The following is a 21286-nucleotide window of genomic DNA, read 5'->3' on the forward strand; positions in this document are numbered from 1 at the left end:
CCATCATGAACATCACCCAACACCCTGAACTGCTGGACCGCCTGGCTGCCGGCTACGCCCTGGGCACCCTGCGCGGCGGCGCCCGCCGCCGCTTTGAAACCCTGGCCCGCGAACACGCCACCGTGCGTGCCGCCGCCCTGGTGTGGCAGACCCGCTGGTCTGGCCTGACCGAACTGCAATCGGCGGTGGAGCCTTCTCCCGCCGTGTGGACGCGCATCGACAACCTGGTGCGGGCTGGCCAGTTCGAGCAGGCCCTCCAGGCGGCCCGGCAGGCCGAGCCCGCCCAGGCGCCCGGCGGCTGGTGGAGCAACCTGCTGGTGTGGCGTGGTGCCGCAGCCGCCGGGGCGCTGGCCACGCTGGCGGCCGTGGTGGTGGGGGTGCAGGTCAACGGTGGCCTGCGCACCACCACCGGCGCGCAGATTGCGGCCCTGCAACAGCAGTTGCTGGCCACGCCCCAGATCCAGTATGTGGCCGTGCTGGCCGACGACAAAGCGGCTGCCTCGATGCTGGTCACCTTCGACCCCAAAAACAACCAGCTCGTGCTCCAGCGCGTGGGCGGTTTTCAGGAGGGGGCGGACAAATCCCTGCAACTGTGGGCGCTGCCGCCCGCAGGCGGCCCGCGCTCGCTGGGCGTGCTGGGGCAGGAAAAGCTGCTCACGCTGGTGGCTGGCGAAGCGGATGTGAAGCAGGTGCCCACCCTGGCCATCAGCCTGGAGCCCAAGGGCGGCGTGCCCAGCGACACCGGGCCCACGGGGCCGGTGCTGTTCAAGGGCGCGCTGATCCAGCGGATGCTTTGAGCGGGCCTGGGGCGATCTGTGTTTTTTGAAGCCGGGTAAAAATTTCTGGGATTTGTGAATCCGCTCCGCTCCTGGGGGCGTATGTAGAAGGCAACATCCTTTTACAACCGATCTTTCACTGGAGACCGCGATGAAACACAGGCCCCCACTCATCCTGCTGGCCGTGGCCGCGCTGACCTTGGTCAGCGGCTGGGCCCAGGCCGATACCGGCAAGCTGCTGCTCACCGGCGGCGTCAGCACCATCGCCGGGTCGGCTGGTGGCGGGCTCACCCCCTGGGCCGTGATCGGCAGCAACGCCACGGAGGGTGAAGTGGGTGTCAGCGGCTACGCCACCCGCGCAGCCACGCAGGACTACAGCCTCAATGGCTATGGCGTGGCGCTGGGCCTGCACGAGCGGCTGGAGCTGTCGCTGGCGCGGCAGGACTTCGACGCCTCGCCCGCCATTGCGCTCAATGGCATTGCGCCGTTTGGCGTGACGCCGGGCCAGCACATCAAGATGGACGTGCTGGGCATCAAGCTGAAAGTGGCGGGAGACGCGGTGCTCGATAGCGACACCTGGATGCCGCAGATCGCCGTGGGGCTGGAGCACAAGCAGGTGCACGCGGGCTCCATCCGGTCGGTGCTCGACTTTCTGGGCACCAAAACCAGCGGCACCGACGTGTACGTGAGCGCCACCAAGTTGCTGCTGGCGCAAAGCCTGCTGATCAACGGCACCCTGCGCTACACCAATGCCAACCAAAACGGCCTGCTGGGCTTTGGATCGGCCGCACCGGGCAAAAACAGCCGCAGCCTGCAGCCCGAGTTTTCGGTGGCCTACCTCCTCAGCAAAAACCTGGCGGTGGGGGCTGAATACCGCTTCAAGCCCAACAACCTGCAGGCATTGGGCGCGGCGGCGGGCCTGGGCGCTGCGCTGCGCGAGGACGACTGGAAGGACATCTTCATCGCCTGGGCACCCACCAAGAATGTGTCGCTCACGCTTGCCTACGTGGACCTGGGGCGCATCGTGCCCGGCATCACACAAAACCGCCGCCAGACGGGCTACTACCTCTCGGCCCAGGTGGCCTTCTGACCCAGCCGACCCTGCACCGGAGAACCCCATGACCATTCAGCACAAACTCTTCGCCGCCCTGGGCCTGGCACTGGCCTGCCTGTGGGGCCCCGCCGCGCTGGCGCAGCCCGCACCCGCCGCCACAACGATGGCCGCACCCGCCGGCCTGTACGCAGCCCTGGGTGAGAAGCCCGGCATTGCCCGCCTGATGGACGACTTCGTGGACCGTGTGGTCAAAGACCCACGCATTGGCGGCCACTTCAAGGACGTGAAACCCGCAGCCCTCAAGGAAAGCCTGACCGACCAAATCTGCCAGTTAAGCGGTGGCCCTTGCAAATATGAGGGCGCTGACATGAAATCGGTCCATGCCGACATGGACATCCACAAGGGCCATTTCAATGCCCTGGTCGAGGTGCTGCAAAGCGCCATGGATGCCCAGGGCATACCCTTTGCCCAGCAAAACCGCCTGTTGGCGCTGCTGGCACCCATGCACCGTGACGTGATCACCCAGCGATAAAGCGGTTAACAATGAAAAATGCTACCTTTTTTATAGCTGCTTGCGCTTTATCTGCAAGCGCTACAGCCGGAAACGTTCAAATCCAGGTGCTGGACCGCGAAGGCAAGCCCGTGCCCGACGCCGTGGTGGTGATGTACCCCGGCACAGCGGCGGGCGCGGCGCCCAGCCTGTTGCAGGCCAGCCCCACCATTGAGCAAGAGCGCATGCGCTTCGTGCCCGCGCTCACGGTGGTCATGCCCGGCACCACCGTGCGCTTCACCAACCAGGACCGCTGGGACCACCATGTGCGCGGCAACCCCATGGGCGTGGCAGCGGCTGCTGCACCAGGAACAGGCAGCACCAATTTCGAGTTGCGGCTGGGCGGAAAAACCGAAGGCAAGCCCGCCAACTTTGCCGACGTGAAGCTCGACACCTCCGGCGTGGTGCTGTTGGGCTGCCATCTGCATGGCTCCATGCGCGGCCACCTGTTCGTGACCGACTCGGCCTGGACGCTCAAGACCGATAACGACGGCATCGCCCGCTTTGCCGCCGTGCCCGACGGCGCCGCCCAGGTGCGCGTGTGGCATGCCGAGCAACTGGTGGATCTGCCGCGCAAGAGCCTGAACGTGGTGTCCGGCCCGGTACTCGACACCATGCAGCTCAGCGTGGTGCCCCGCGTGCGCCGCGCACCGCCTGCGGCACCGGGCAACTCCACCCCCGGCGGGCCCATGGGCTCGTACAGCCAGGGGCCGGTGCAAGGTGTGCAAGGTGTGCAAGGTGTGCAAGGCGCTCAGGTCCACGCCCACATGCACCATCCGAACCACTGAAGGGTGGTGTAAGCCGCCGCCGATTGCCGATGGATCACCCTGGCTCCGAGGGCGCGGCGTTGGCGCTGCTGCTCTGGGTGCCGGGGGCCGGTGCGCTGCCCCTCATGCCATGTTTTGTCACGCTGTCGGCAGGGGTGTTCAGGTACAGGTAGAGCGCCTGCGCGTCCACATCGCTCAGTTGCCCCAGCGACTCGAACGGCATCGCCTGAATGGGCGTGCCATCAGGTCGTTTGCCGGTGCGCAGCATGGCCACAAAACTGGTCACATGGGGGTAGCGCGCCATCGTGCTGCCCGCGCCAGCGCGGAGGTCCGAGGCCTGCGGCCCGTCAGCCGGGCCGCCTGGCACCTTGCCACCTGCAAGGTCAGCGCCATGGCAGCCGATGCACATGTTGGCCACATACCGGCCGTTGGCCAGCGTCACACCCGCAGGCACGGGGCGCTGGGGCGCCAACTGGTGGTCGATGCGCGCCGCAGCATCGGGGCTGGCCCCCAGCCCATACAGCACCCAGGCCGTGCGCGGCAAATCGATGACTGCAGGCAAGCCCTCCTTGGCGGGCAATTGGCGCAGGTACGACACCAGCGCATTGAGGTCGTCGTTGGTGAGGCGGCTGTAGTCGTCACTGGGCATCTCCAGCACCGGGCGGCCATTGGGCTTCACACCATGGCGTATCGCGCTGTTCCAGTCCTCGGGTTGGTAGCGGGCCACCACTCCGGCAGGCGTGATGTTGGGGCCCACCAGCCGCGTGCCCCGGCCATCGTTCACGAACTCACGGCCCAAGCCCTGAGCGCCATGGCAATCGGTGCAGCCGCGCGACGCATAAAGGTAGCGCCCCCGCTCGATGGTCAGCACATCGGTGGTATAGGCCGCAGGGCGGGGCTTGATGTCGATATACCGGTTGCGTTTCTCTTCAGCCAGATACAGGCCGCTGGCTGCTGTGGCAGCAACCAGCACACCCAGCAGCAGCGCGCTGCCAGCGGTCCAAGTGATCCAGCGTTTCATGGTGGTGCCTTTTCCCTTTTTCTTTTCTTCTTCGAATGAATTCCGATACTCCAGGCGGCGGATTCTGAAGTCGAAGCAGGGGTTGTGGCACCCTTCCTTGGTGGGGTGTGGCGGGGGCGGTGACATTTTTCACAAATGCCCGGCCGGTGTGGGTTCGATGGCGGGGATTGGGGGCCGCGTACCGGCAGTCCGTCAAAACACCGCAAGCGCCCTGACTACTTGCATGTGCGCGTCAGTGTCGATAACCGTGTTGTGGGCCATCACCACGCGCGCAAAGGGCCAGCGCAACAAGCGCTCGGCACTGCGGGCCGCTGCTGCACGGTCGCGCACCAGTGCGCGCACCGTCCATGGCACGGCCAGCCGATGGCGCACCCCGGTAAGCGTGGCATAAGTCCGCGTGGACCAGGGCAGATTGCCCTCCATCCATTGCAGCAGGTCTGTAACGATGAGTGTGGCCGATGGCCGGTGGAACCACACCGACTCACTACCCGCCGGAATACCTTCAAACGCAAAGTGCTCCAGCTCAGGCAGCCATTCGGGCACATCGGTTGCAGGGAGCTCGCGCAGCGTTGCTGCGAGGTCTGGCCGCTCTCGCCCAAGCCCTTTAGGGCCATATACCGTGGCGCCGGGGAACGCGGTCACACAGGGTGCCAGAAACAAGTGGTGCATCCTGTTTGGTGCCACGATGAAAGCCACGGTGCCGAGGGCCTGCACTTGCTGCAGCAACTCGCTGCCCGGCGGCATCGGAATGGGTGAGTGAATCAAGAGTTTTTGGCCCGGCAGGCGCACCACCGTCATGCGTGTGGTGATGGGAAGGCCATTGGCCTTGAAGGCGTGGGTGGCGTGCCAGAGGTGGGTGTCGAGGGGGTGGAGCATGCGGCCGATAGTGCCCAGGCATGTGACCGGTGTATTGAATGATGTCGACATGCCGTGACCGAGATCACTGCCCATACACTTTCCGGATGGCTACTGCTTATCACCCTCTGTCTGATGCTGTTGCCCGCTTGTGGCCACCACGGGTGCATCTGGCAGGCTGCACGCGCGGCGTGATGGCACGGGATACCAGGGCCGTGACACTACAGGCCGAGCAACGATTCAGTCACTACCCGGCGACTCCCATGTGCACCATCAATTGGTGGTTCAGCGGAGAGGTCGAAATGCTTGCACTGGGAGCACCCGCCGCGCTCGATAGCCCGCGATCACCTGCCCCGTCACGCATTGCCTTTGGCGGACCGTTCACAGTGCCTTCGATTTCGTGGAGTCCAGGACCTGTGCACGGAATGATGCTGCTCTTGCTGCCGGATGCTGTTCATCACCTCATGGGAGTTGATCCGAACGATTGGATGAATCGATTGGTCGATATTGGTGATGTTCTGCCGCCAGATTGGTTGGAGATGTGCGCGCTGGTGGCCGTTGAACCTGATGATGACCGGCGCGTTGACCTTATCGAAGATTTCCTTGCTCCGAGATGGCAAGCTGTGCAGCCCCAGCGGGCTCTAGGCTTGCACCGGTATGCAGAATGGTCGGAGGGGCTTGCGTTGCGTGCCGCCTTGTCGCAAACGGGGCGAAGCCTGCGCCAGGTGGAGCGCCGAATTCGGCGGTGGGCAGGACAGCCGCTGCGTGAGCTGAAAGGCTTTGGACGTGCCGAACGGGCGTTCTTCGAGATGATGGCATCTGAAGATGCCCGGCGCCCTGCATGGTCTGCACTGGCCTTGGACGCCGGCTATTCAGATCAGTCGCACTTGTGCAGAGTTTCGCGGCGCATCACGGGTTGCTCGCCCCAGGAGCTTTGGGACCGCATAGAACACGATGAAGGTTTCTGGCCCTATCGGATTTGGCAATGACTGGGCACGGCGGGTGTCTGTCCCGCACACTCCCCCACCACCCAATCCCTGAACGCCTTCACCAACGGCGTCTGCGCCCGCACCTCCGGGTACACCAGGTAATACGCATCGGTGCTCGTCAGCACCTGGTCTGACAGCTCCACCAAACTCCCGGCAGCCAGTTCCTGCTCGATCAAAAAACGCGGCAGCAGTGCCGCGCCCAGGTGGGAGACGGCGGCCTGGGCGATCATGGCGAAGTGTTCGGACTGGGGGCCGCGCAGGGCCAGCGCCGTGGGGGCGCCTACCAGCTCGAACCATTCGGCCCATTGGGTGGGGCGGGTGCTTTGCTGCAGCAGCACCACGCGGGCCAGGTCTTGTGGGGTGCGGATGTTGTGGCGGTCACGGTAGGTGGGGCTGCACACGGGCACGGTTTCTTCGTGCATCAGGTATTCGCACACGGCGCCTGCCCAGTGCGGCGCGCCGAAGTGGATGGCGGCGTCGAATGGCGTGCCTGCAAAGTCAAAGGGCTCGGTGCGGGCCGAGAAGTTGACCATGGCCTCGGGGTGCAGCGCCATGAAGCCACCCAGGCGTGGAATGAGCCAACGGGTGCCCAGCGTGGGCAGCACGGCCAGGTTGAGCAGGCCGTCGGTGCTGGCAAATGCCATGGCCTTTTGGGTGCTGGCCGACAGCTGCTGCAGCACGGCCAACACGTCGGTGGCGTAGATGCGGCCCGCGTCCGTCAGCACCACACGCTGGCGCACGCGGTGGAAGAGGGCGGTGCCCAGTTGTTCCTCAAGCTGCCGGATCTGGCGCGACACCGCGCTTTGCGTGAGGTGCAGCTCCTCGGCCGCGCGCGACACGCTCTGGTGGCGGGCGGCGGCTTCAAAGGCCAGCAGGTCGGTGGTGGAGGGCAGGAAGGTGCGGCGCAGCAGGGTCATGCCAGGTTATGCATTGGTGGAATGATGGTTGATGCCAAAAATTGAGTCTTTTAGGCCCCTGCCGCGCTTTTGGTCTGGGTGGTAGTCCTGGTATTTTCAGGCACTTCATTCTGATTTGTGATCAAGTGGTTCCATTTTTTCGCTATCCAGCGCGGCCCGATTGGCGGATATTGGCGCATTCATTGCGTGTGTTCTCCCACGCTGTTTGCTTTTCTCTGCCTCCATCCACCCTTGCGAGCTGCCATGTCTGCCACCTTTGCCGCCATTCCCCTTGTGCCCGAAGTCGATCAACTGTTGCAACGCCTGGGTGTGCCCCGCGTGGCGTACACCGGCGGCGCGCTGGCGGCGCGCTCGCCCATCACGGGCGAGGTGCTGGCCCAGGTGCCGCAGCACAGCCCGGCCGATGCCACCGCCGCCATTGGCCGTGCGCATGCGGCCTTTTTGGCGTGGCGCAATGTGCCCGCACCGCGCCGGGGCGAGCTGGTGCGCTTGCTGGGTGAAGAGTTGCGTGCGGCCAAGGCCGACCTGGGCCTGTTGGTGACCATCGAGGCGGGCAAGATTCCGTCCGAAGGGCTGGGCGAGGTGCAGGAGATGATCGACATCTGCGACTTTGCCGTGGGCCTGTCGCGCCAGCTGTATGGCCTGACGATTGCCACCGAGCGCCCCGGCCACCGCATGATGGAAACCTGGCACCCGCTGGGCGTATGCGGTGTGATCTCTGCCTTCAACTTCCCGGTGGCCGTGTGGTCGTGGAACGCGGCGCTGGCGCTGGTGTGTGGTGATTCGGTGGTGTGGAAACCGTCGGAGAAAACCCCGCTCACGGCGCTGGCCACGCATGCCATCGCGCAGCGCGCCATCACCCGCTTTGGCAGCGACGCGCCCGAGGGTCTGCTGGAGCTGATCATCGGCCAGCGCGACATTGGCGAGGTGCTGGTGGACGACGCCCGCGTGCCCGTGTTGTCGGCCACGGGCTCCACCGCCATGGGCCGTGCTGTGGGCCCGCGCCTGGCGGCGCGTTTTGCGCGCGGCATTCTGGAGCTGGGTGGCAATAACGCTGCCATCGTGGCCCCCACGGCTGATTTGGACCTGGCACTGCGCGGCATCGCGTTTGCCGCCATGGGCACTGCGGGCCAGCGCTGCACCACGCTGCGCCGCCTGTTTGTGCACGACAGCATTTACGGCCAGCTGGTGCCCCAGCTGGCCAAGGTGTATGCCAACGTGCAGGTGGGTGACCCGCGCACCGCTGGCACGCTGGTGGGGCCGCTGATCGACCGCCCGGCGTTTGACGGCATGCAAAAAGCGCTGGAGCAAAGCCGCGCGCTGGGCGCCACGGTGCATGGCGGTGGCCGTGTGGATGGCGTGGGTGGTGCGGATGCGTATTACGTGCGCCCCGCGCTGGTGGAGCTGCAACAACACGAAGGCCCCGCGCTGCACGAAACCTTTGCGCCCATCCTGTACGTGGTGCGCTACAGCACCATCGACGAAGCCATCGCCATGAACAACGCCGTGGGCGCGGGCCTGTCGTCGTCGATCTTCACGCTCAATGTGCGCGAGGCCGAGTTGTTCATGTCGGCCGCTGGTTCGGACTGCGGCATTGCCAACGTCAACATTGGCCCCAGCGGCGCCGAGATTGGCGGCGCGTTTGGTGGCGAGAAGGAAACCGGTGGCGGGCGCGAGGCGGGGTCTGACAGCTGGAAGGCCTACATGCGCCGCGCCACCAACACCATCAACTACTCCACTGCACTGCCGTTGGCGCAGGGCGTGACGTTTGATGTGTGACCTGGCTGGGGACAGCATGCGGTACGCCCTGGCTTCGACAGGCTCAGCCCGAACGGGTGGGGCAAGGCGAGGCGTGTGCTCCAAACCCGTTCGCACTGAGCCGGTCGAAGGGCCGGTGCACCGCGAGATCTTTGAATGACCTCTGAGCCCTCGCCTATCGTCATCGTCGGCGGCGGCGTCATTGGCAGCGCCATTGCGTATTTCCTCACTTTGCAGCAGCCGGGCTGCGCGGTGGTGGTGGTCGAGCGCGACCCGACTTACGCGCGCGCCTCGTCGGCGCTGTCGGCCAGCTCGATCCGCCAGCAGTTTTCTACCGACATCAATATCCAGATCTCAGCCTATGGCATCGGCTTTCTGCGCAATTTGGGCGCGCTGCTGGCCTGCCACGGCGATGTGCCCGACATTGGCCTGCACGAGGGCGGCTACCTGTATCTGGCCACCCAGGCGGGCGAGGCCACGCTGCGCGAGAACCATGCGCTGCAGCGGCAGTACGGCGCCGATGTGGCACTGCTCAGCCCGCAGCAATTGGCCGAGCGTTTTCCGTGGCTCGCGCTGCAGGACGTGGTGCTGGGCTCGCTGGGCCTGTCGGGCGAGGGCTGGTTTGATGGCTATCTGCTGCTGACGGCACTGCGCAAGAAGGCGCAGAGCCAGGGTGTGCGCTATGTGGCCGATGAAGCGGTCGGCCTGGATGTGGTCCGCAGTGATGGTGTATTGCATGTGAATGCGGTGCGCTTGAAAAGCGGCGACATGCTGCCCTGCCGCTATGCCGTGAACGCAGGCGGCCCGTGGGCTGCTGCCATCGCAAGCTGGGCGGGCATTGACCTGCCCGTGACGGGCAAGCGCCGCACGGTGTTTCACCTCGCCAGCCCTGCGGCGCTGCCGGGCTGCCCACTGCTCATTGACACCAGCGGCATCTGGCTGCGCCCCGAGGGCAAGGGCTTTATCTGCGGCTTTGCACCCGCAGCGGACAACGACGCCGACTTTGCACCGCTAGAGCCTGAATACGACGCCTTTGAGAACCACGTCTGGCCCACCTTGGCCGAGCGCATTCCGGGCTTTGAAGCGTTGCGCATGCAAGGCGCCTGGGCGGGCTACTACGAGATGAATACTTTTGACCACAACGCCATCGTCGGCCTGCATGGGGCCTCCGACAACCTGGTGTTTGCCAACGGCTTTTCGGGCCATGGCCTGCAGCAGTGCCCGGCTGTGGGGCGTGGCCTGGCGGAGTGGATGCTGACGGGGCGCTACCAGAGCCTGGATTTGTCGCCCCTGTCCATCGAGCGCATTGCGCGCAACCAGCCGCTGCTTGAAAAGAACGTGATCTGAATGCACGCCCAGAACCGAGTCGCCTTTGCGTTTGCAAGCCCTGGCGCGAGCAAGCAAGCGCTGCCCGAGCGGTTGGATTGCCATCCAGCCCCGTCGGATGGAGGGCGGAGGGCTGTGAATAATGAGACCGAGGCCTGATGTAGCTGGTATTTCTCTTTGTGACTTCTCTTGTTCCGCATAACTGACATGACAACGCCTTCCACCCCCCGCAACGCCGTTAGCCGCACCGGCGGCCAGATCCTGGTCCAGCAGCTCATCACCCATGGTGTGAAGCAACTGTTTTGTGTGCCTGGCGAAAGTTATCTGGCCGTGCTGGATGCTCTGCACGATGCCGACATTGCCGTCACCGTGTGCCGCCAGGAGGGCGGCGCGGCCATGATGGCCGAGGCGCAGGGCAAGCTCACCGGCCAACCGGGCGTCTGTTTTGTGACGCGCGGGCCGGGCGCCACCAATGCGTCTGCGGGCGTGCACATCGCGCACCAGGATTCCACGCCCATGATCCTTTTTGTGGGCCAGGTGGCGCGCGGGGCGATGGGGCGTGAGGCGTTTCAGGAGCTGGACTACAGCGCCGTGTTCGGCACCATGGCCAAGTGGGTGGTGCAGATTGATGACCCGGCGCGTGTGCCTGAGCTGATCTCGCGCGCCTTCCATGTGGCCACCTCGGGCCGCCCTGGCCCTGTGGTGGTGGCGCTGCCGGAAGACATGCTGACCGAAGCTGCCACGGTGGCCGACGCGCTGTCCTACCAGATCACCGAAACACATCCCGGCGCCGCGCAGATGGCGGAACTGAGCGAGCGCCTGCAAGCCGCCAAGAGCCCTGTGGCAATACTGGGTGGCAGCCGCTGGTCTGAGCAGGCAGTGCGTGAGTTCACGGCGTTTGCAGAAGCCTGGTCCATCCCCGTGTACTGCTCGTTCCGTCGGCAGATGTTGTTCCCGGCCACACACGCCTGCTACGGCGGCGACCTGGGCCTGGGCGTCAACCCCAAGCTGCTGGCGCGCATCAAGGCGTCAGACCTGGTGCTGGTGGTGGGCGGGCGATTGTCCGAAGTGCCGTCGCAAGGCTATGAGCTGTTTGGCATCCCCACGCCCGCGCAGCCCTTGGTGCATGTGCATGCCGATGCGGATGAATTGGGCAAGCTCTATCGCCCCACGCAGGCCATCCACGCCACGCCGCAGGCATTCACCGCAGCGCTGAATGCGGTGCGCCCCACGGTCGCCGTGCCCTGGAAAGCCCACACCGAAGCCGCCCATGCCGAATATCTGGCCTGGAGCGACCCGGCGCCCATTCGCATCCCCGGCACGCTGCAGATGGGCGAGGTGATGCAGCACCTCAAGGCCGTGCTGCCGGCCGACACCATCTTTTGCAACGGAGCAGGCAACTTCGCCACCTGGGTACATCGCTTCTGGCCCTTTACCACCTACGCCAGCCAGTTGGCGCCCACCAGCGGCTCGATGGGCTATGGCCTGCCTGCCGGTGTAGGTGGCAAGCGGCTGTGGCCGCAGCGCGAGGTGGTGGTGTTTGCAGGCGACGGCGACTTTTTGATGCACGGGCAAGAGTTCGCCACCGCCGTGCAGTACGGCCTGCCCATCATCGTGGTGCTGCTGGACAACGCCATGTACGGCACCATCCGCATGCACCAGGAGCGCGAATACCCCGGCCGCATCAGCGGCACGCAACTGAAGAACCCCGATTTCAAGGCCTACGCTCAGGCTTTTGGCGGCCACGGCGAGCGTGTGGAGCGGACCGAAGACTTTGCCCCCGCCCTGGCGCGCGCACGTGCCAGCGGCCTGCCCAGCGTGTTGCACTGCCTGATCGACCCCGAGGCGATCACGCCCACGGGAACGCTGCAGGGGATCCGCAACGCGGCGTTGGCGAAGCAGTGACGACCAGGGAGCCTCTGCACGAATCGCCCCGCCGCGCACAATATCGGGCGTGACCGATTTAGCCCCTGATACCCCTGCAGACGATCTGAACGCCCCGGCTCAGCCCGAGGGCCGCCTGCGCCGCATTGCCCACCTCGACATGGACGCTTTTTTTGCATCCGTGGAGCTGCTGCGCTACCCGCAGCTCAAGGGCTTGCCTGTGGTGATTGGCGGCGGGCGCCGCAAGGTGGATGAGTTGCTGCTCCAGAGCCCGGACGGCCTGGGCGAGCGCGAGCGGCGTTTCATACCGGTGGAGGCTTTCCCGCTGCTCAAGGACTACGTAGGACGGGGCGTGATCACCACCGCCACCTACCCCGCGCGCCAGTTTGGCGTGGGCTCGGCCATGGGCATGATGAAGGCGGCCAAACTGTGCCCCCAGGCCATCGTGCTGCCGGTGGATTTTGACGAGGTGCGCCGCTTCTCGCGTCTGTTCAAAAGCACCATCACCGACATTGCGCCCGTCATGCAAGACCGGGGCGTGGACGAGGTGTATATCGACTTCACCGACGTGCCTGGCGGCCAGCGTGAAGGGGGCCGGGTGCTGGCGCGGCTGATTCAGAAAAGCATCTTCGATGTGACGGGGCTGACCTGTTCCATCGGCGTGGCACCCAACCGGCTGCTGGCCAAGATGGCGAGCGAGTTCAACAAACCCAACGGTATTTCCATCATCCATGAGGCGGACCTGCAGGCAAAAATCTGGCCGCTGCATGTGCGCAAGGTCAACGGCATCGGCCCCAAGGCAGGCGAGAAGCTGGCGGGGCTGGGCATAGAGACCATCGGCCAGCTGGCGGCGCAGGATGCGCAGTGGCTCATCGGCCACTTTGGCAAATCCACCGGCGCGTGGATGCATCGCGTGGCCTGGGGCCGTGACGACAGCCCGGTGGTGACCGAGAGCGAGCCCGTGAGCATAAGCCGCGAGACCACGTTTGACCGCGACCTGCACGCAGTGCGCGACAAGGCGGAATTGGGCGCTATCTTCACCGACCTGTGCATGCGCCTGGCCGAAGACTTGCAGCGCAAGGGCTATGTGGCGCGCACCGTTGGTATCAAGCTGCGCTACGACGACTTCAAGATCGCCACGCGCGACCAGTCTGCCAGCACCTACACGGCCGATGGCGCCACCATCCGCCAACTGGCCGGGCAATGCCTTAAGCGCGTGCCGCTGGACAAGCGGCTGCGCCTGCTGGGCGTGCGCGCCAGCGCCCTGGTGCGGCAGGAGGAAGTGCCAGCAATGCCAGCGCGCGCAGGCGCACGTGCCAGTGCGCGCAAGCAGGCGGTCAATGGGCAGCTTTTCTAGGGAACCTCTGCACGAATCGAGCGGTAAGTGTGCGCGGCAGACCGCCCGAGGCCGCAGATGCACACGGCGCGGCGATTCGTTCAGAGATTCCCTGGATCGTCAATACATTCTGAAACATATGGTTTTCGCTAGGGCTTGACTGCCGGTTTCTTGATGCCGATCAAGTGCGCTTGTTGTCGCCCCATCGCCCTGGCGGGGTTCTGGTAATTTTCACGGTAGCAGCCCTCGGCGCTACCAGGGGGCTACCTTCTATCTGTTGAGGACCCCATGCGATCGAACCTCCCCGTCACTCAGCGAGAGTACGTTTTTCCGGACGACCAACTGCTCGTTTCCACCACCGATGCGCAAGGGCGTATCACCCATTGCAATACGGCGTTCGCCCAGGTCAGCGGCTACACCTACGACGAGCTGATGGGGCAGCCGCACAACCTGATCCGCCATCCCGATATGCCGCCCGAGGCGTTCAAGGACCTGTGGGCCACCATCGGCCGCGGGCGGCCCTGGTCGGGCATCGTTAAGAACCGGCGCGCCAATGGCGACCATTACTGGGTGGAGGCCAACGTCACCCCCATCCTTGATGGCGGCAAGCCCGTGGGCTACATGTCGGTGCGCTTCAAGCCCCGGCGCGAGCAGATCGAGGCCGCCGAGGCGTTGTATGCCAAGGTGGCGCAGGAGCGGCGCTCGGGCCGCCATACCTTCCGGCTGCATGCGGGCCATGTGCGCGCCATCGGTTTGCGTGATCTGCCCGGCCGGATCCACCGGCTTACGCTGACCCAGCGGTTCGGCCTGGGGCTGTGCCTGGTCATGGCGCTGGGGTTTGTGCCCGCGTTGTTGGGCTGGGGCGGCGCCTGGGGGCCTTGGGTCCAGGCGGGCCTGTGGCTGTTGGGGGGCGCTGGGCTCTTGGCATGGTTCCATGCCAATGTGGCGAGTGTGCTGAACGATCTGGAGTCGTTTGCCGGGGCGCTGGCGGCCTGCAACCTCAAGGCAGAGATGCCCAAGCGCCACCCGCATGTGCTGGGTGCACTGGTGCGTAACATTTGGCAGGTGCAGGTCAACCTGCGTGCGGTGATCGGGGATGTGCGCGCCGAGGTGAGTGCCTTCAGCCGTGCCAGCAGCGACATCTCGGCGGGCGCGAACGACCTGGCCAGCCGCACGGAGGACCAGGCCAGCAGCCTGGAGGAAACCGCCGCTTCGATGGAGCAACTGGCCAGCACCGTGCGCCAGACGGCCGATGCCGCACGCGACATCGCGGTGCAGAGCAAGGGCAGCAGCGACATTGCGCAGCGGGGTCGCACTGCGGTGGAGCATGCCAACGAGGCGATGCAGGCCATCTCGGGCTCGTCGCGGCGCATGGCCGACATCATCGGGATCATCGAGGGCATTGCCTTCCAGACCAATATCCTCGCCCTCAACGCCGCCGTGGAGGCCGCGCGCGCTGGTGAGCAGGGGCGCGGTTTTGCCGTGGTGGCATCCGAGGTGCGCGCGCTGGCCCAGCGCAGCGCCACGGCCGCGCACGAGATCCGCGAGCTGATCAAGCGCTCGACCGAGCAGGTGGATTCGGGCGCCGACTACGCAGCCCAGGCGCTGGAAACCATCGCCCAGGTGGAACGTTCGGTGCGCGAGGTGACGAGCCTGATGGGCCAGATCACCAACGCCACGGGCGAGCAGTCGATCGGCATCGCCCAGGTCAACGAGGCGGTGAACCGGCTTGACAACGTGACGCAGCAAAACGCCAACATGGTGGACCGGACGGCCGAGGCGGTGGAGCTGCTGAGCGACCGCACCAAGACCTTGATCCGTGCGGTGCAGGTGTTTCGGATGCTGAATTGATGTGCTATAAAAATAATAGCTATTGCTGATTGATGAATAAGCGGTAGGCCGCATTTTCATGACTGGCTACGTACCTCAGGCACCCCACCATCCGTTCGGGCTGAGCCAGTCGAAGCCAGGGCTTGCCCCGAACGGATGTGAAGCCTGAGGCAAGTCGCCAGCCAGGCATTTTTCTTGAAAGAACCACACCTGCAGCCCCGCCCCGCGTATTGGCTTGTTGACGAATTCTTACGTTAAGCTTACATTGAATTTCCCGTCTTCCGGGAGATTTCCATGACGCTTCACGAGCTGCAACGCATCAAGCAATGGCATGTCGCGCACAGGGTTGAACACCCGGTGGAATACCACCTGTGGGACGCAATACTGACGCTCTGGCTCATGGGCTGGGTGGGCTGGTTTCCCATCTGCGCCTTTGGCGAGCCGTGGACCGCACCGGTGTGCCTGCTCGGCATTTTTGTGCCCAGCCTGTACGTGACCTGGCGCACGCGTGCGCACCTGCGCCACACCTTGCGCTGCGACTGGATCAATGTGGATTGAGGTTTATTGCCGGGCCGTGCGCACATTGCGCGGCAGGCCCTGTGGGTGGCTGGTGCGCAGCGGGTTGATATCGAGGCCGCCCCGGCGCGTGTAGCGTGCATACACCGTGAGCTTGATGGGTTTGCAGCGCGCCCAGATGTCCATGAAGATGCGTTCCACGCACTGCTCATGGAACTCGTTGTGGTTGCGAAAGCTCACCAGGTACTGCAGCAGGCCTTCCTGGTTGATCTGCGGGCCGCTGTAGCTGATCTGCACGCTGCCCCAGTCGGGCTGGCCGGTCACCAGGCAATTGCTTTTGAGCAGGTTGCTGGTGAGGGTTTCGGTCACGGGGGCTTCGCCAAATTCCGCCGTCAGCAGCTCGGGCGCGGGTTGGTACTGCGTGCATTCCACGTCCAGGCGGTCCAGGCTCAGGCCATCGAGTTCGTGCACGGGCTCCTGGTCGAACAGCTCGGGTGCGATGAGCTTCACGCCCACGGTGGCCGGGTGTTCGGCGCCGCGCCACGCGGCCTCGCTGATGTCGGCACGGATGCGGGCCTGCACCTCGGCCATGTCGGCAAAACGCGTGTTGTTGAAGCTGTTGAGGTAGAGCTTGAACGACTTGCTCTCGACGATGTTCGGCGTTTCGCAGGGCACGGTGATGTGCGCCAGCGCCACCTGCGGCTTGCCGCGCAGGTTGAGCCACGACAGCTCGAACGCCGTCCACAGGTCGGCCCCAAAGAAGGGCGCCGCGCCCGTGATGCCGATCTCGGCCCGTTTGCCCGCGCGGGGGATGGGGAACAGCAGCGACGCGTCGTACTGATCGACATAGGCCGATGCCTTGCCGAGTTGGGATTGTTCTGGCGTGTTGTTCATGTTCATGCTGTTCGTGCGGTGCGAAAGTAATTTGCTATTATTTTTATAGCTATTGGCGCTTGTTGAATAAGCGCTAGAGCCTGTTTTTATTTGAATTCCCGCTCGCGCATCCACTTGGTGGCGATCCACTTCTCGCCGGCGACCACCGGGGCTCCGTCGTGCAGGGTGCGGGTGGAGGTGTGGGGACGCTCGTAGCTGAAGAACACGGCGTTGCCGCGCTGTGGGCTGACCTCGACATGCACGTCGGGGAAGGTGGTGCCGCCGCCTTTTTCGGGCGTGTTGAGGTACATCACCAGCGTGCCTACGCGCTGCCCGCCGCGCTTGACGATGGTGGCGGTGCCAGGTTCGGCAGGGTCGAAGTAGTCATAGTGCGGCTTGTACTCGGCGCCGGGGCGGTAGTGCAGCACCTGCAGGCCTTCGCCGTTCTCGATGGGCCAGTTCAGCAGGCGCGCGACGCGCTCTTCGATGCGCTGAATCAGCGGGCTTTCGCCCCGCTGGAAGAACATGCCGTCGCTGGTGCGGTCGGCGTTGATCTCTTCGCCGCCCGTTTGGGTGGCCACGGTGAGCGAGCGCGCCAGGCGCGGCTCGGCGGCAGCGATCAGGGCGTCGCATTCCTCGGGCGAGAGCAGGTTGCCGAACACCACGATGCGCGGCTGGGCCATGGCCAGCAGCACGCTGACCACGCGGTCGCCGCAATCCACCTGGGCGGGGGAGTCGTCCAGCTGCGGTTCGGGCACGGGCAGGGCGGCGGGCAGGCCCTGCTGCACGGCCAGCTCGTTCAGGTGGTCCTGCAGCGTGACTTCGAGCGCATCGGCGGCCACGTCTTCGTCCCAGCCCGCGTCGCGCATGGACTGCAGCACCACGGGCGCTGTGTGGCCGGCCTGGGCCTGCTCGATGATCCAGCGGCGCAGCTCGGGCGTGATGGCCTGCCGTGCGGCGCTGGCGTGCTGGGTGGTTGCTGTGGTGCTGTCCGGGTGCTGGTCAGAACGCGATGTCATGGCGGTCCTTCAACGGTTGCTGGGTTTCTTTCAAACGGAACTAGGCATTGGGTGCCATCTTGCGCCGGAACACCAGGCGCTCCGGCTCGGATGATGCCGGGACGAAGGCATAGCCGTCCAGATCAAACCCTTCGAGCTGGTGCGGCGTGGCGATGCGGTGGGTGATGGCATAGCGCGCCATCATGCCCCGTGCGCGCTTGGCATAAAAGCTGATGATTTTGTAGCCGCCGCCTTTCCAGTCCTCGAACACGCATTCGATGATGCGCGCCTTGAGCGCCTTGCGGTCCACGGCCTTGAAGTATTCCTGCGACGCGAGGTTGACCACCACGGGCGTGGTGTCGGCCCGCAGCCGGGTGTTGAGGTGCTCGGCGATCTGGCTGCCCCAGAACTGGTACAGGTTGCTGCCCGCACCGGTGGCCAGGCGCGTGCCCATCTCCAGGCGATAGGGCTGCATGCGGTCCAGCGGCCGCAGCACGCCATACAGGCCGCTCAGGATGGCCACATGGCTCTGTGCCCAGCCGAGGTCGTCCGCGGCGAGGGTGTGGGCATTCAGCCCCTCGTACACGTCGCCGTTGAAGGCCAGCAGCGCCTGGCGCGAGTTGGCGGCCGTGAAGCGCGGGCGCCAGGCCGCGTAGCGCGCCACGTTCAGGGCCGCGAGCTTGTCGCTCAGCTCCATCAGCGAGGCGATCTGCTGTGGCGACTGTGTGCGCAGCACTTCGATAAGGGCCGTGGATTGCGGCACGAACTGCGGCGTGGTGTGCGGCAGGCCCTCGGGCAGGGGCGTTTCGTAGTCGAGCGATTTGGCGGGAGACAGCAGGAACAGCATGTTTTTGGGACCCCAAAAAGATCGTAAGCACGTTCTTAGAACCTGTTCAATGTCTTTTTGGAGTCGCACAAGTGCCTTGCCGGGATGGGATGCAAGGCGCGGTGTGCAGCCAATAGCTTGGCTATTGGCAAGCACCGTAACGCCGCAGACCGCCCGGCAAGGCACTTGCCCGAAGGGTTGGAGTGAAATCGGGTGATTGGACGCCCCGGCTGCTTGCATGGGCACAAGCCCATGCGGCGCATCCGCAGCATCCACTCATTCCGATTGCACTTCAATGCGATCTCCAAAAAGACATTGAACAGGTTCTTAAATGACCACAGGCCCCAGCGGGGCCTGTGGATGGGCTGGGCAGCGACGCGTTAGCGCGCGGACTCCTGCTCAAACGGCAAGGTCATGGCCGAGAGGTCGCGGCGGGTTTCCACCAGCACCAGCGGGCCTTCGTCCACCACCACGACCGGAGGGCGCTCGCGCGGCACGCGGATGGGCTTGGGCTCGGCGGCAATCGCGGCCTGCACGGCTGCAATTTTGTCCGCGTCGGAGTTCACCCACTGCAGGCCTGACGAGACAGCCACTTGCTGCAGCTCGTCGATGGGCAGCGTGAACGCCTGTACGCGTGGCAGGCCGGTGGGCGCCGGGGCTGCCACAGCAGGGGCTGGGGCGGCTGCAACCGGCGCGGCGACGGCGGGGGCGGGGACCACTGCTGCCACGGGGGCGGCTACAGGGGCTGCCGTGGCCACTGGGGCTGCGACAACAGGTGCGGGCACCGGTGCGGCGGCTTCCACTGCCACGGGTGCTGCGGCGGGTTCGGCAGGTGCTGCAGCGGCTGCGCTGAAGTAGCTGCGGCGCGGTGCTTCTTCGTCCTGCGCTGCGGCTGGCGCGGCTTGGGTGAGGTCCTGGTCGAGCAGCATGGCCGGTGCGGCGGCTTCGGCGCTGTTGCCATTGCCGTCGCGTGGGCCACGCTCGCCGCGCTCGCGGCGGTCACGGCCGTAGCGGTCGCGGGAGCGGCGCTCGCGGCGCTGCTCTTCGGCTGCGGCACCGTTGCCGTTGGCGGGGGCTTCGTTGCCGGTCAGGTCCAGATCGGGCAGCGAGGCCAGGGGCGCGGTGTCCACAAAGTCGCCTGGAACGGCAGTGGGTGCTGCGGCTTCCTGTGCTTCTGCCGTGCGCGGTGTGCGCTCGCCACGCTCACCACGGTTGCCGCGATCACCGCGGTCACCACGTTCGCGGCGGGGGCCACGTTCGCCACGGGGCTGCTGGGGCTGGCCGGATGTGCCTTCTGCGCCGGTGCCAACGTTCGGGCCTTCCACCTGCGCGGTGTTGGCGGTGTTGTTGTTGTCACCGTTCAGGCTGGCGTTCTGGTTGCGCGGCTCAGCGTCACGGCGGCCACGGCCACCGTCGCGTCCACCTTCACGTCCATTGCGGCCGCCTTCGCGGGGCTCGCGGCCTTCGCCTTCGGGGCGGCGATCGGCGTCGCGCGGTGCACGGCCTTCGGCCGAACGCTCGCCACGGCGGCCACGGCCTTCGCCGGTGCCTTCGCGGTTGCCACCATCACGGCCTCCTTCGCGGTTGCCATCGCGGCCAGCACCACCACCACTGCGGCGGCCACGGCCTTCGCCGTTGTTGCGGCCATCGCGGCGGGGTTCGCTGCGGCCGGTGGTTTCAGGCGCGGCGGCGGGGGCGGGTGCCGCCACCGGGGCGGAGGCTGCCGCTGGGGCATCGCCAAAGCCGAACAGGCTCTTGAGCCAGGCGAAGAAACCTTGCTCCTGGGGCGCTGCTGCGGGTGTGGGGACCGGTGCGGCCACGGGGACGGGCGCTGCCGCGCCAGCCTGGGTCCGCTGGCCGCCACGGGCGGGGCGGGCCGCGCCTTCGGGACGGGGCTCGGCCACGGGGGCGGGTGCATCAGGCAGCACACCCTTGATCACGGGCGTTTGGTTGTTGGTGGGCTCTTGCGAGCGGCGCGTCACGGCCGTGGGGTCTTCCACTTCTTCAGCAAGTTTGTAGCTGGCTTCGATGTGGTCCAGGCGTGGGTCGTCGTGCTTCAGGCGCTCCAGGCGGTAGTTGGGGGTTTCCAGCGTCTTGTTGGGAACCATCAACACGGCCACGCGCTGCTTGAGCTCGATCTTGGCGATCTCGGTGCGCTTTTCGTTGAGCAGGAACGAGGCCACTTCCACCGGCACCTGGCAGTGCACGGCGGCTGTGTTGTCCTTCATCGACTCTTCTTGAATGATGCGCAGGATCTGCAGCGCCGAGGATTCGGTGTCGCGGATGTGGCCCGAGCCGCCGCAGCGGGGGCAGGGGATGGACGAGCCTTCGGAGAGGGCGGGCTTCAGGCGCTGGCGGCTCATTTCCATGAGGCCGAACTTGCTGATGGTGCCGAACTGCACGCGGGCGCGGTCCTGGCGCAGCGCGTCGCGCAGGCGGTTTTCGACTTCGCGGCGGTTCTTGCTCTCCTCCATGTCGATGAAGTCGATCACGATCAGGCCGCCCAGGTCGCGCAGGCGCATCTGGCGGGCCACTTCGTCGGCGGCTTCCAGGTTGGTGCGGGTGGCGGTTTCCTCGATGTCGCCGCCCTTGATGGCGCGGGCCGAGTTCACGTCCACGCTGACCAGCGCTTCGGTGTGGTCGATCACGATGGCGCCGCCCGAGGGCAGTTGCACGGTGCGGGCGTAGGCCGATTCGATCTGGTGCTCGATCTGGAAGCGGCTGAACAGGGCGGCGTCGTCGCGGTAGCGCTTCACGCGGGCGGCATGCTCAGGCATGACGTGCGCCATGAACTGCTGCGCCTGTTCGTAGATGTCGTCGGTATCGATGAGGATGTCACCGATGTCGTTGTTGAAGTAGTCGCGAATGGCGCGGATGACCAGGCTCGACTCCTGATAAATCAGGAAGGCGCCCTTGCCGCCCTTGGCGGCGCCGTCGATGGCGTTCCACAATTTCAGCAGGTAGTTCAGGTCCCACTGCAGCTCGGGCGCGGTGCGGCCAATGCCAGCGG

General features: G+C 65.6%; 18 protein-coding genes. 11 read left to right on the forward strand and 7 right to left on the reverse strand.

Annotated features, from left to right (window positions below):
• Nucleotides 1-5 precede the first annotated feature (5 nt).
• The 4 genes from Q0105_RS06075 to Q0105_RS06090 all read left to right on the forward strand — a co-directional run bounded on the left by Q0105_RS06075 (nucleotide 6) and on the right by Q0105_RS06090 (nucleotide 3168).
• A complete protein-coding gene (locus Q0105_RS06075; protein ID WP_298209807.1) occupies nucleotides 6-797 on the forward strand; it encodes an anti-sigma factor in 792 nt (263 codons plus the stop codon).
• Nucleotides 798-927: 130 nt separating this feature from the next.
• A complete protein-coding gene (locus Q0105_RS06080; RefSeq protein WP_298209809.1) occupies nucleotides 928-1866 on the forward strand; it encodes a DUF3034 family protein in 939 nt (312 codons plus the stop codon).
• 127 nt (nucleotides 1867-1993) lie between these two features.
• Complete coding sequence (locus Q0105_RS06085) at nucleotides 1994-2362, forward strand: group 1 truncated hemoglobin (RefSeq protein ID WP_298209841.1); 369 nt, start codon at nucleotides 1994-1996, stop codon at nucleotides 2360-2362.
• Between the two features lie 86 nt (nucleotides 2363-2448).
• The gene (locus tag Q0105_RS06090; protein WP_298209811.1) at nucleotides 2449-3168 is read left to right on the forward strand and encodes a plastocyanin; all 720 of its coding nucleotides are present in this window, start codon (nucleotides 2449-2451) and stop codon (nucleotides 3166-3168) included.
• A 34-nt stretch (nucleotides 3169-3202) separates the two neighbouring features.
• Here Q0105_RS06090 and Q0105_RS06095 read toward each other — a convergent pair whose 3' ends face one another.
• Both Q0105_RS06095 and Q0105_RS06100 read right to left on the reverse strand, forming a co-directional pair.
• Nucleotides 3203-4168, reverse strand: coding sequence for a c-type cytochrome (locus Q0105_RS06095; RefSeq protein WP_298209813.1), 966 nt, complete (start codon nucleotides 4166-4168; stop codon nucleotides 3203-3205).
• Nucleotides 4169-4360: 192 nt separating this feature from the next.
• Nucleotides 4361-5044: a DUF4336 domain-containing protein gene (locus Q0105_RS06100; RefSeq protein ID WP_298209815.1), complete on the reverse strand. Its 684-nt coding sequence runs from the start codon at nucleotides 5042-5044 to the stop codon at nucleotides 4361-4363.
• Nucleotides 5045-5286: 242 nt separating this feature from the next.
• Here Q0105_RS06100 and Q0105_RS06105 point away from each other — a divergent pair, with 242 nt between their 5' ends.
• Nucleotides 5287-6012 (forward strand): AraC family transcriptional regulator, encoded by a 726-nt coding sequence (locus Q0105_RS06105; RefSeq protein WP_298209817.1) that lies wholly within the window; start codon nucleotides 5287-5289, stop codon nucleotides 6010-6012.
• On the opposite strand, the gene Q0105_RS06110 is transcribed toward Q0105_RS06105, so the two are convergent.
• Entirely contained in the window at nucleotides 5994-6929 is a 936-nt protein-coding gene (locus tag Q0105_RS06110) for a LysR family transcriptional regulator (protein WP_298209819.1), read from the reverse strand. The two genes, Q0105_RS06105 and Q0105_RS06110, sit on opposite strands and share 19 nt — an antisense overlap.
• A gap of 243 nt (nucleotides 6930-7172) precedes the next feature.
• On the opposite strand from Q0105_RS06110, the gene Q0105_RS06115 reads away from it, so the two are divergent.
• The 6 genes from Q0105_RS06115 to Q0105_RS06140 all read left to right on the forward strand — a co-directional run bounded on the left by Q0105_RS06115 (nucleotide 7173) and on the right by Q0105_RS06140 (nucleotide 15621).
• Nucleotides 7173-8708: an aldehyde dehydrogenase family protein gene (locus Q0105_RS06115; RefSeq protein WP_298209821.1), complete on the forward strand. Its 1536-nt coding sequence runs from the start codon at nucleotides 7173-7175 to the stop codon at nucleotides 8706-8708.
• A gap of 135 nt (nucleotides 8709-8843) precedes the next feature.
• Nucleotides 8844-10034 (forward strand): FAD-binding oxidoreductase, encoded by a 1191-nt coding sequence (locus tag Q0105_RS06120; protein WP_298209823.1) that lies wholly within the window; start codon nucleotides 8844-8846, stop codon nucleotides 10032-10034.
• 186 nt (nucleotides 10035-10220) lie between these two features.
• Nucleotides 10221-11918 (forward strand): thiamine pyrophosphate-binding protein, encoded by a 1698-nt coding sequence (locus Q0105_RS06125; protein ID WP_298209825.1) that lies wholly within the window; start codon nucleotides 10221-10223, stop codon nucleotides 11916-11918.
• Between the two features lie 139 nt (nucleotides 11919-12057).
• Nucleotides 12058-13254, forward strand: coding sequence for a DNA polymerase IV (locus tag Q0105_RS06130; RefSeq protein ID WP_298209843.1), 1197 nt, complete (start codon nucleotides 12058-12060; stop codon nucleotides 13252-13254).
• A 267-nt stretch (nucleotides 13255-13521) separates the two neighbouring features.
• Nucleotides 13522-15084 (forward strand): PAS domain-containing methyl-accepting chemotaxis protein, encoded by a 1563-nt coding sequence (locus tag Q0105_RS06135; RefSeq protein ID WP_298209827.1) that lies wholly within the window; start codon nucleotides 13522-13524, stop codon nucleotides 15082-15084.
• Nucleotides 15085-15357: 273 nt separating this feature from the next.
• The gene (locus Q0105_RS06140; protein ID WP_298209829.1) at nucleotides 15358-15621 is read left to right on the forward strand and encodes a hypothetical protein; all 264 of its coding nucleotides are present in this window, start codon (nucleotides 15358-15360) and stop codon (nucleotides 15619-15621) included.
• 3 nt (nucleotides 15622-15624) lie between these two features.
• Here the strand turns inward: Q0105_RS06140 and queF are convergent, their stop codons facing one another.
• The 4 genes from queF to Q0105_RS06160 form a co-directional block, all read right to left on the reverse strand.
• Nucleotides 15625-16473: an NADPH-dependent 7-cyano-7-deazaguanine reductase QueF gene (gene queF, locus Q0105_RS06145; RefSeq protein ID WP_298209831.1), complete on the reverse strand. Its 849-nt coding sequence runs from the start codon at nucleotides 16471-16473 to the stop codon at nucleotides 15625-15627.
• Nucleotides 16474-16559: 86 nt separating this feature from the next.
• Nucleotides 16560-17471, reverse strand: a complete 912-nt coding sequence (locus tag Q0105_RS06150; RefSeq protein WP_298209833.1) for a 2OG-Fe(II) oxygenase — start codon at nucleotides 17469-17471, stop codon at nucleotides 16560-16562.
• A 40-nt stretch (nucleotides 17472-17511) separates the two neighbouring features.
• Nucleotides 17512-18297: a peroxide stress protein YaaA gene (gene yaaA / locus Q0105_RS06155; RefSeq protein WP_298209835.1), complete on the reverse strand. Its 786-nt coding sequence runs from the start codon at nucleotides 18295-18297 to the stop codon at nucleotides 17512-17514.
• Nucleotides 18298-18656: 359 nt separating this feature from the next.
• Nucleotides 18657-21286 (reverse strand): ribonuclease E/G (locus Q0105_RS06160; RefSeq protein ID WP_298209837.1); only part of this gene is annotated, 2630 nt, incomplete at its 5' end.

Origin of the sequence: Acidovorax sp. (genome assembly GCF_027492855.1) — a bacterium.
GTDB lineage: Bacteria > Pseudomonadota > Gammaproteobacteria > Burkholderiales > Burkholderiaceae_C > Acidovorax.

What these genes read in the sequence shown, in the direction of transcription:
- Q0105_RS06075 (WP_298209807.1), top strand. Translation starts at nt 6, where the DNA reads ATGAACATCACCCAACACCCTGAACTGCTGGACCGCCTGGCTGCCGGC.
- Q0105_RS06080 (WP_298209809.1), top strand. Translation starts at nt 928, where the DNA reads ATGAAACACAGGCCCCCACTCATCCTGCTGGCCGTGGCCGCGCTGACC.
- Q0105_RS06085 (WP_298209841.1), top strand. Translation starts at nt 1,994, where the DNA reads ATGGCCGCACCCGCCGGCCTGTACGCAGCCCTGGGTGAGAAGCCCGGC.
- Q0105_RS06095 (WP_298209813.1), bottom strand. Translation starts at nt 4,168, where the DNA reads ATGAAACGCTGGATCACTTGGACCGCTGGCAGCGCGCTGCTGCTGGGT.
- Q0105_RS06100 (WP_298209815.1), bottom strand. Translation starts at nt 5,044, where the DNA reads ATGCTCCACCCCCTCGACACCCACCTCTGGCACGCCACCCACGCCTTC.
- Q0105_RS06105 (WP_298209817.1), top strand. Translation starts at nt 5,287, where the DNA reads ATGTGCACCATCAATTGGTGGTTCAGCGGAGAGGTCGAAATGCTTGCA.
- Q0105_RS06110 (WP_298209819.1), bottom strand. Translation starts at nt 6,929, where the DNA reads ATGACCCTGCTGCGCCGCACCTTCCTGCCCTCCACCACCGACCTGCTG.
- Q0105_RS06115 (WP_298209821.1), top strand. Translation starts at nt 7,173, where the DNA reads ATGTCTGCCACCTTTGCCGCCATTCCCCTTGTGCCCGAAGTCGATCAA.
- Q0105_RS06120 (WP_298209823.1), top strand. Translation starts at nt 8,844, where the DNA reads ATGACCTCTGAGCCCTCGCCTATCGTCATCGTCGGCGGCGGCGTCATT.
- Q0105_RS06125 (WP_298209825.1), top strand. Translation starts at nt 10,221, where the DNA reads ATGACAACGCCTTCCACCCCCCGCAACGCCGTTAGCCGCACCGGCGGC.
- Q0105_RS06130 (WP_298209843.1), top strand. Translation starts at nt 12,058, where the DNA reads ATGGACGCTTTTTTTGCATCCGTGGAGCTGCTGCGCTACCCGCAGCTC.
- Q0105_RS06135 (WP_298209827.1), top strand. Translation starts at nt 13,522, where the DNA reads ATGCGATCGAACCTCCCCGTCACTCAGCGAGAGTACGTTTTTCCGGAC.
- Q0105_RS06140 (WP_298209829.1), top strand. Translation starts at nt 15,358, where the DNA reads ATGACGCTTCACGAGCTGCAACGCATCAAGCAATGGCATGTCGCGCAC.
- queF (WP_298209831.1), bottom strand. Translation starts at nt 16,473, where the DNA reads ATGAACAACACGCCAGAACAATCCCAACTCGGCAAGGCATCGGCCTAT.
- Q0105_RS06150 (WP_298209833.1), bottom strand. Translation starts at nt 17,471, where the DNA reads ATGACATCGCGTTCTGACCAGCACCCGGACAGCACCACAGCAACCACC.
- yaaA (WP_298209835.1), bottom strand. Translation starts at nt 18,297, where the DNA reads ATGCTGTTCCTGCTGTCTCCCGCCAAATCGCTCGACTACGAAACGCCC.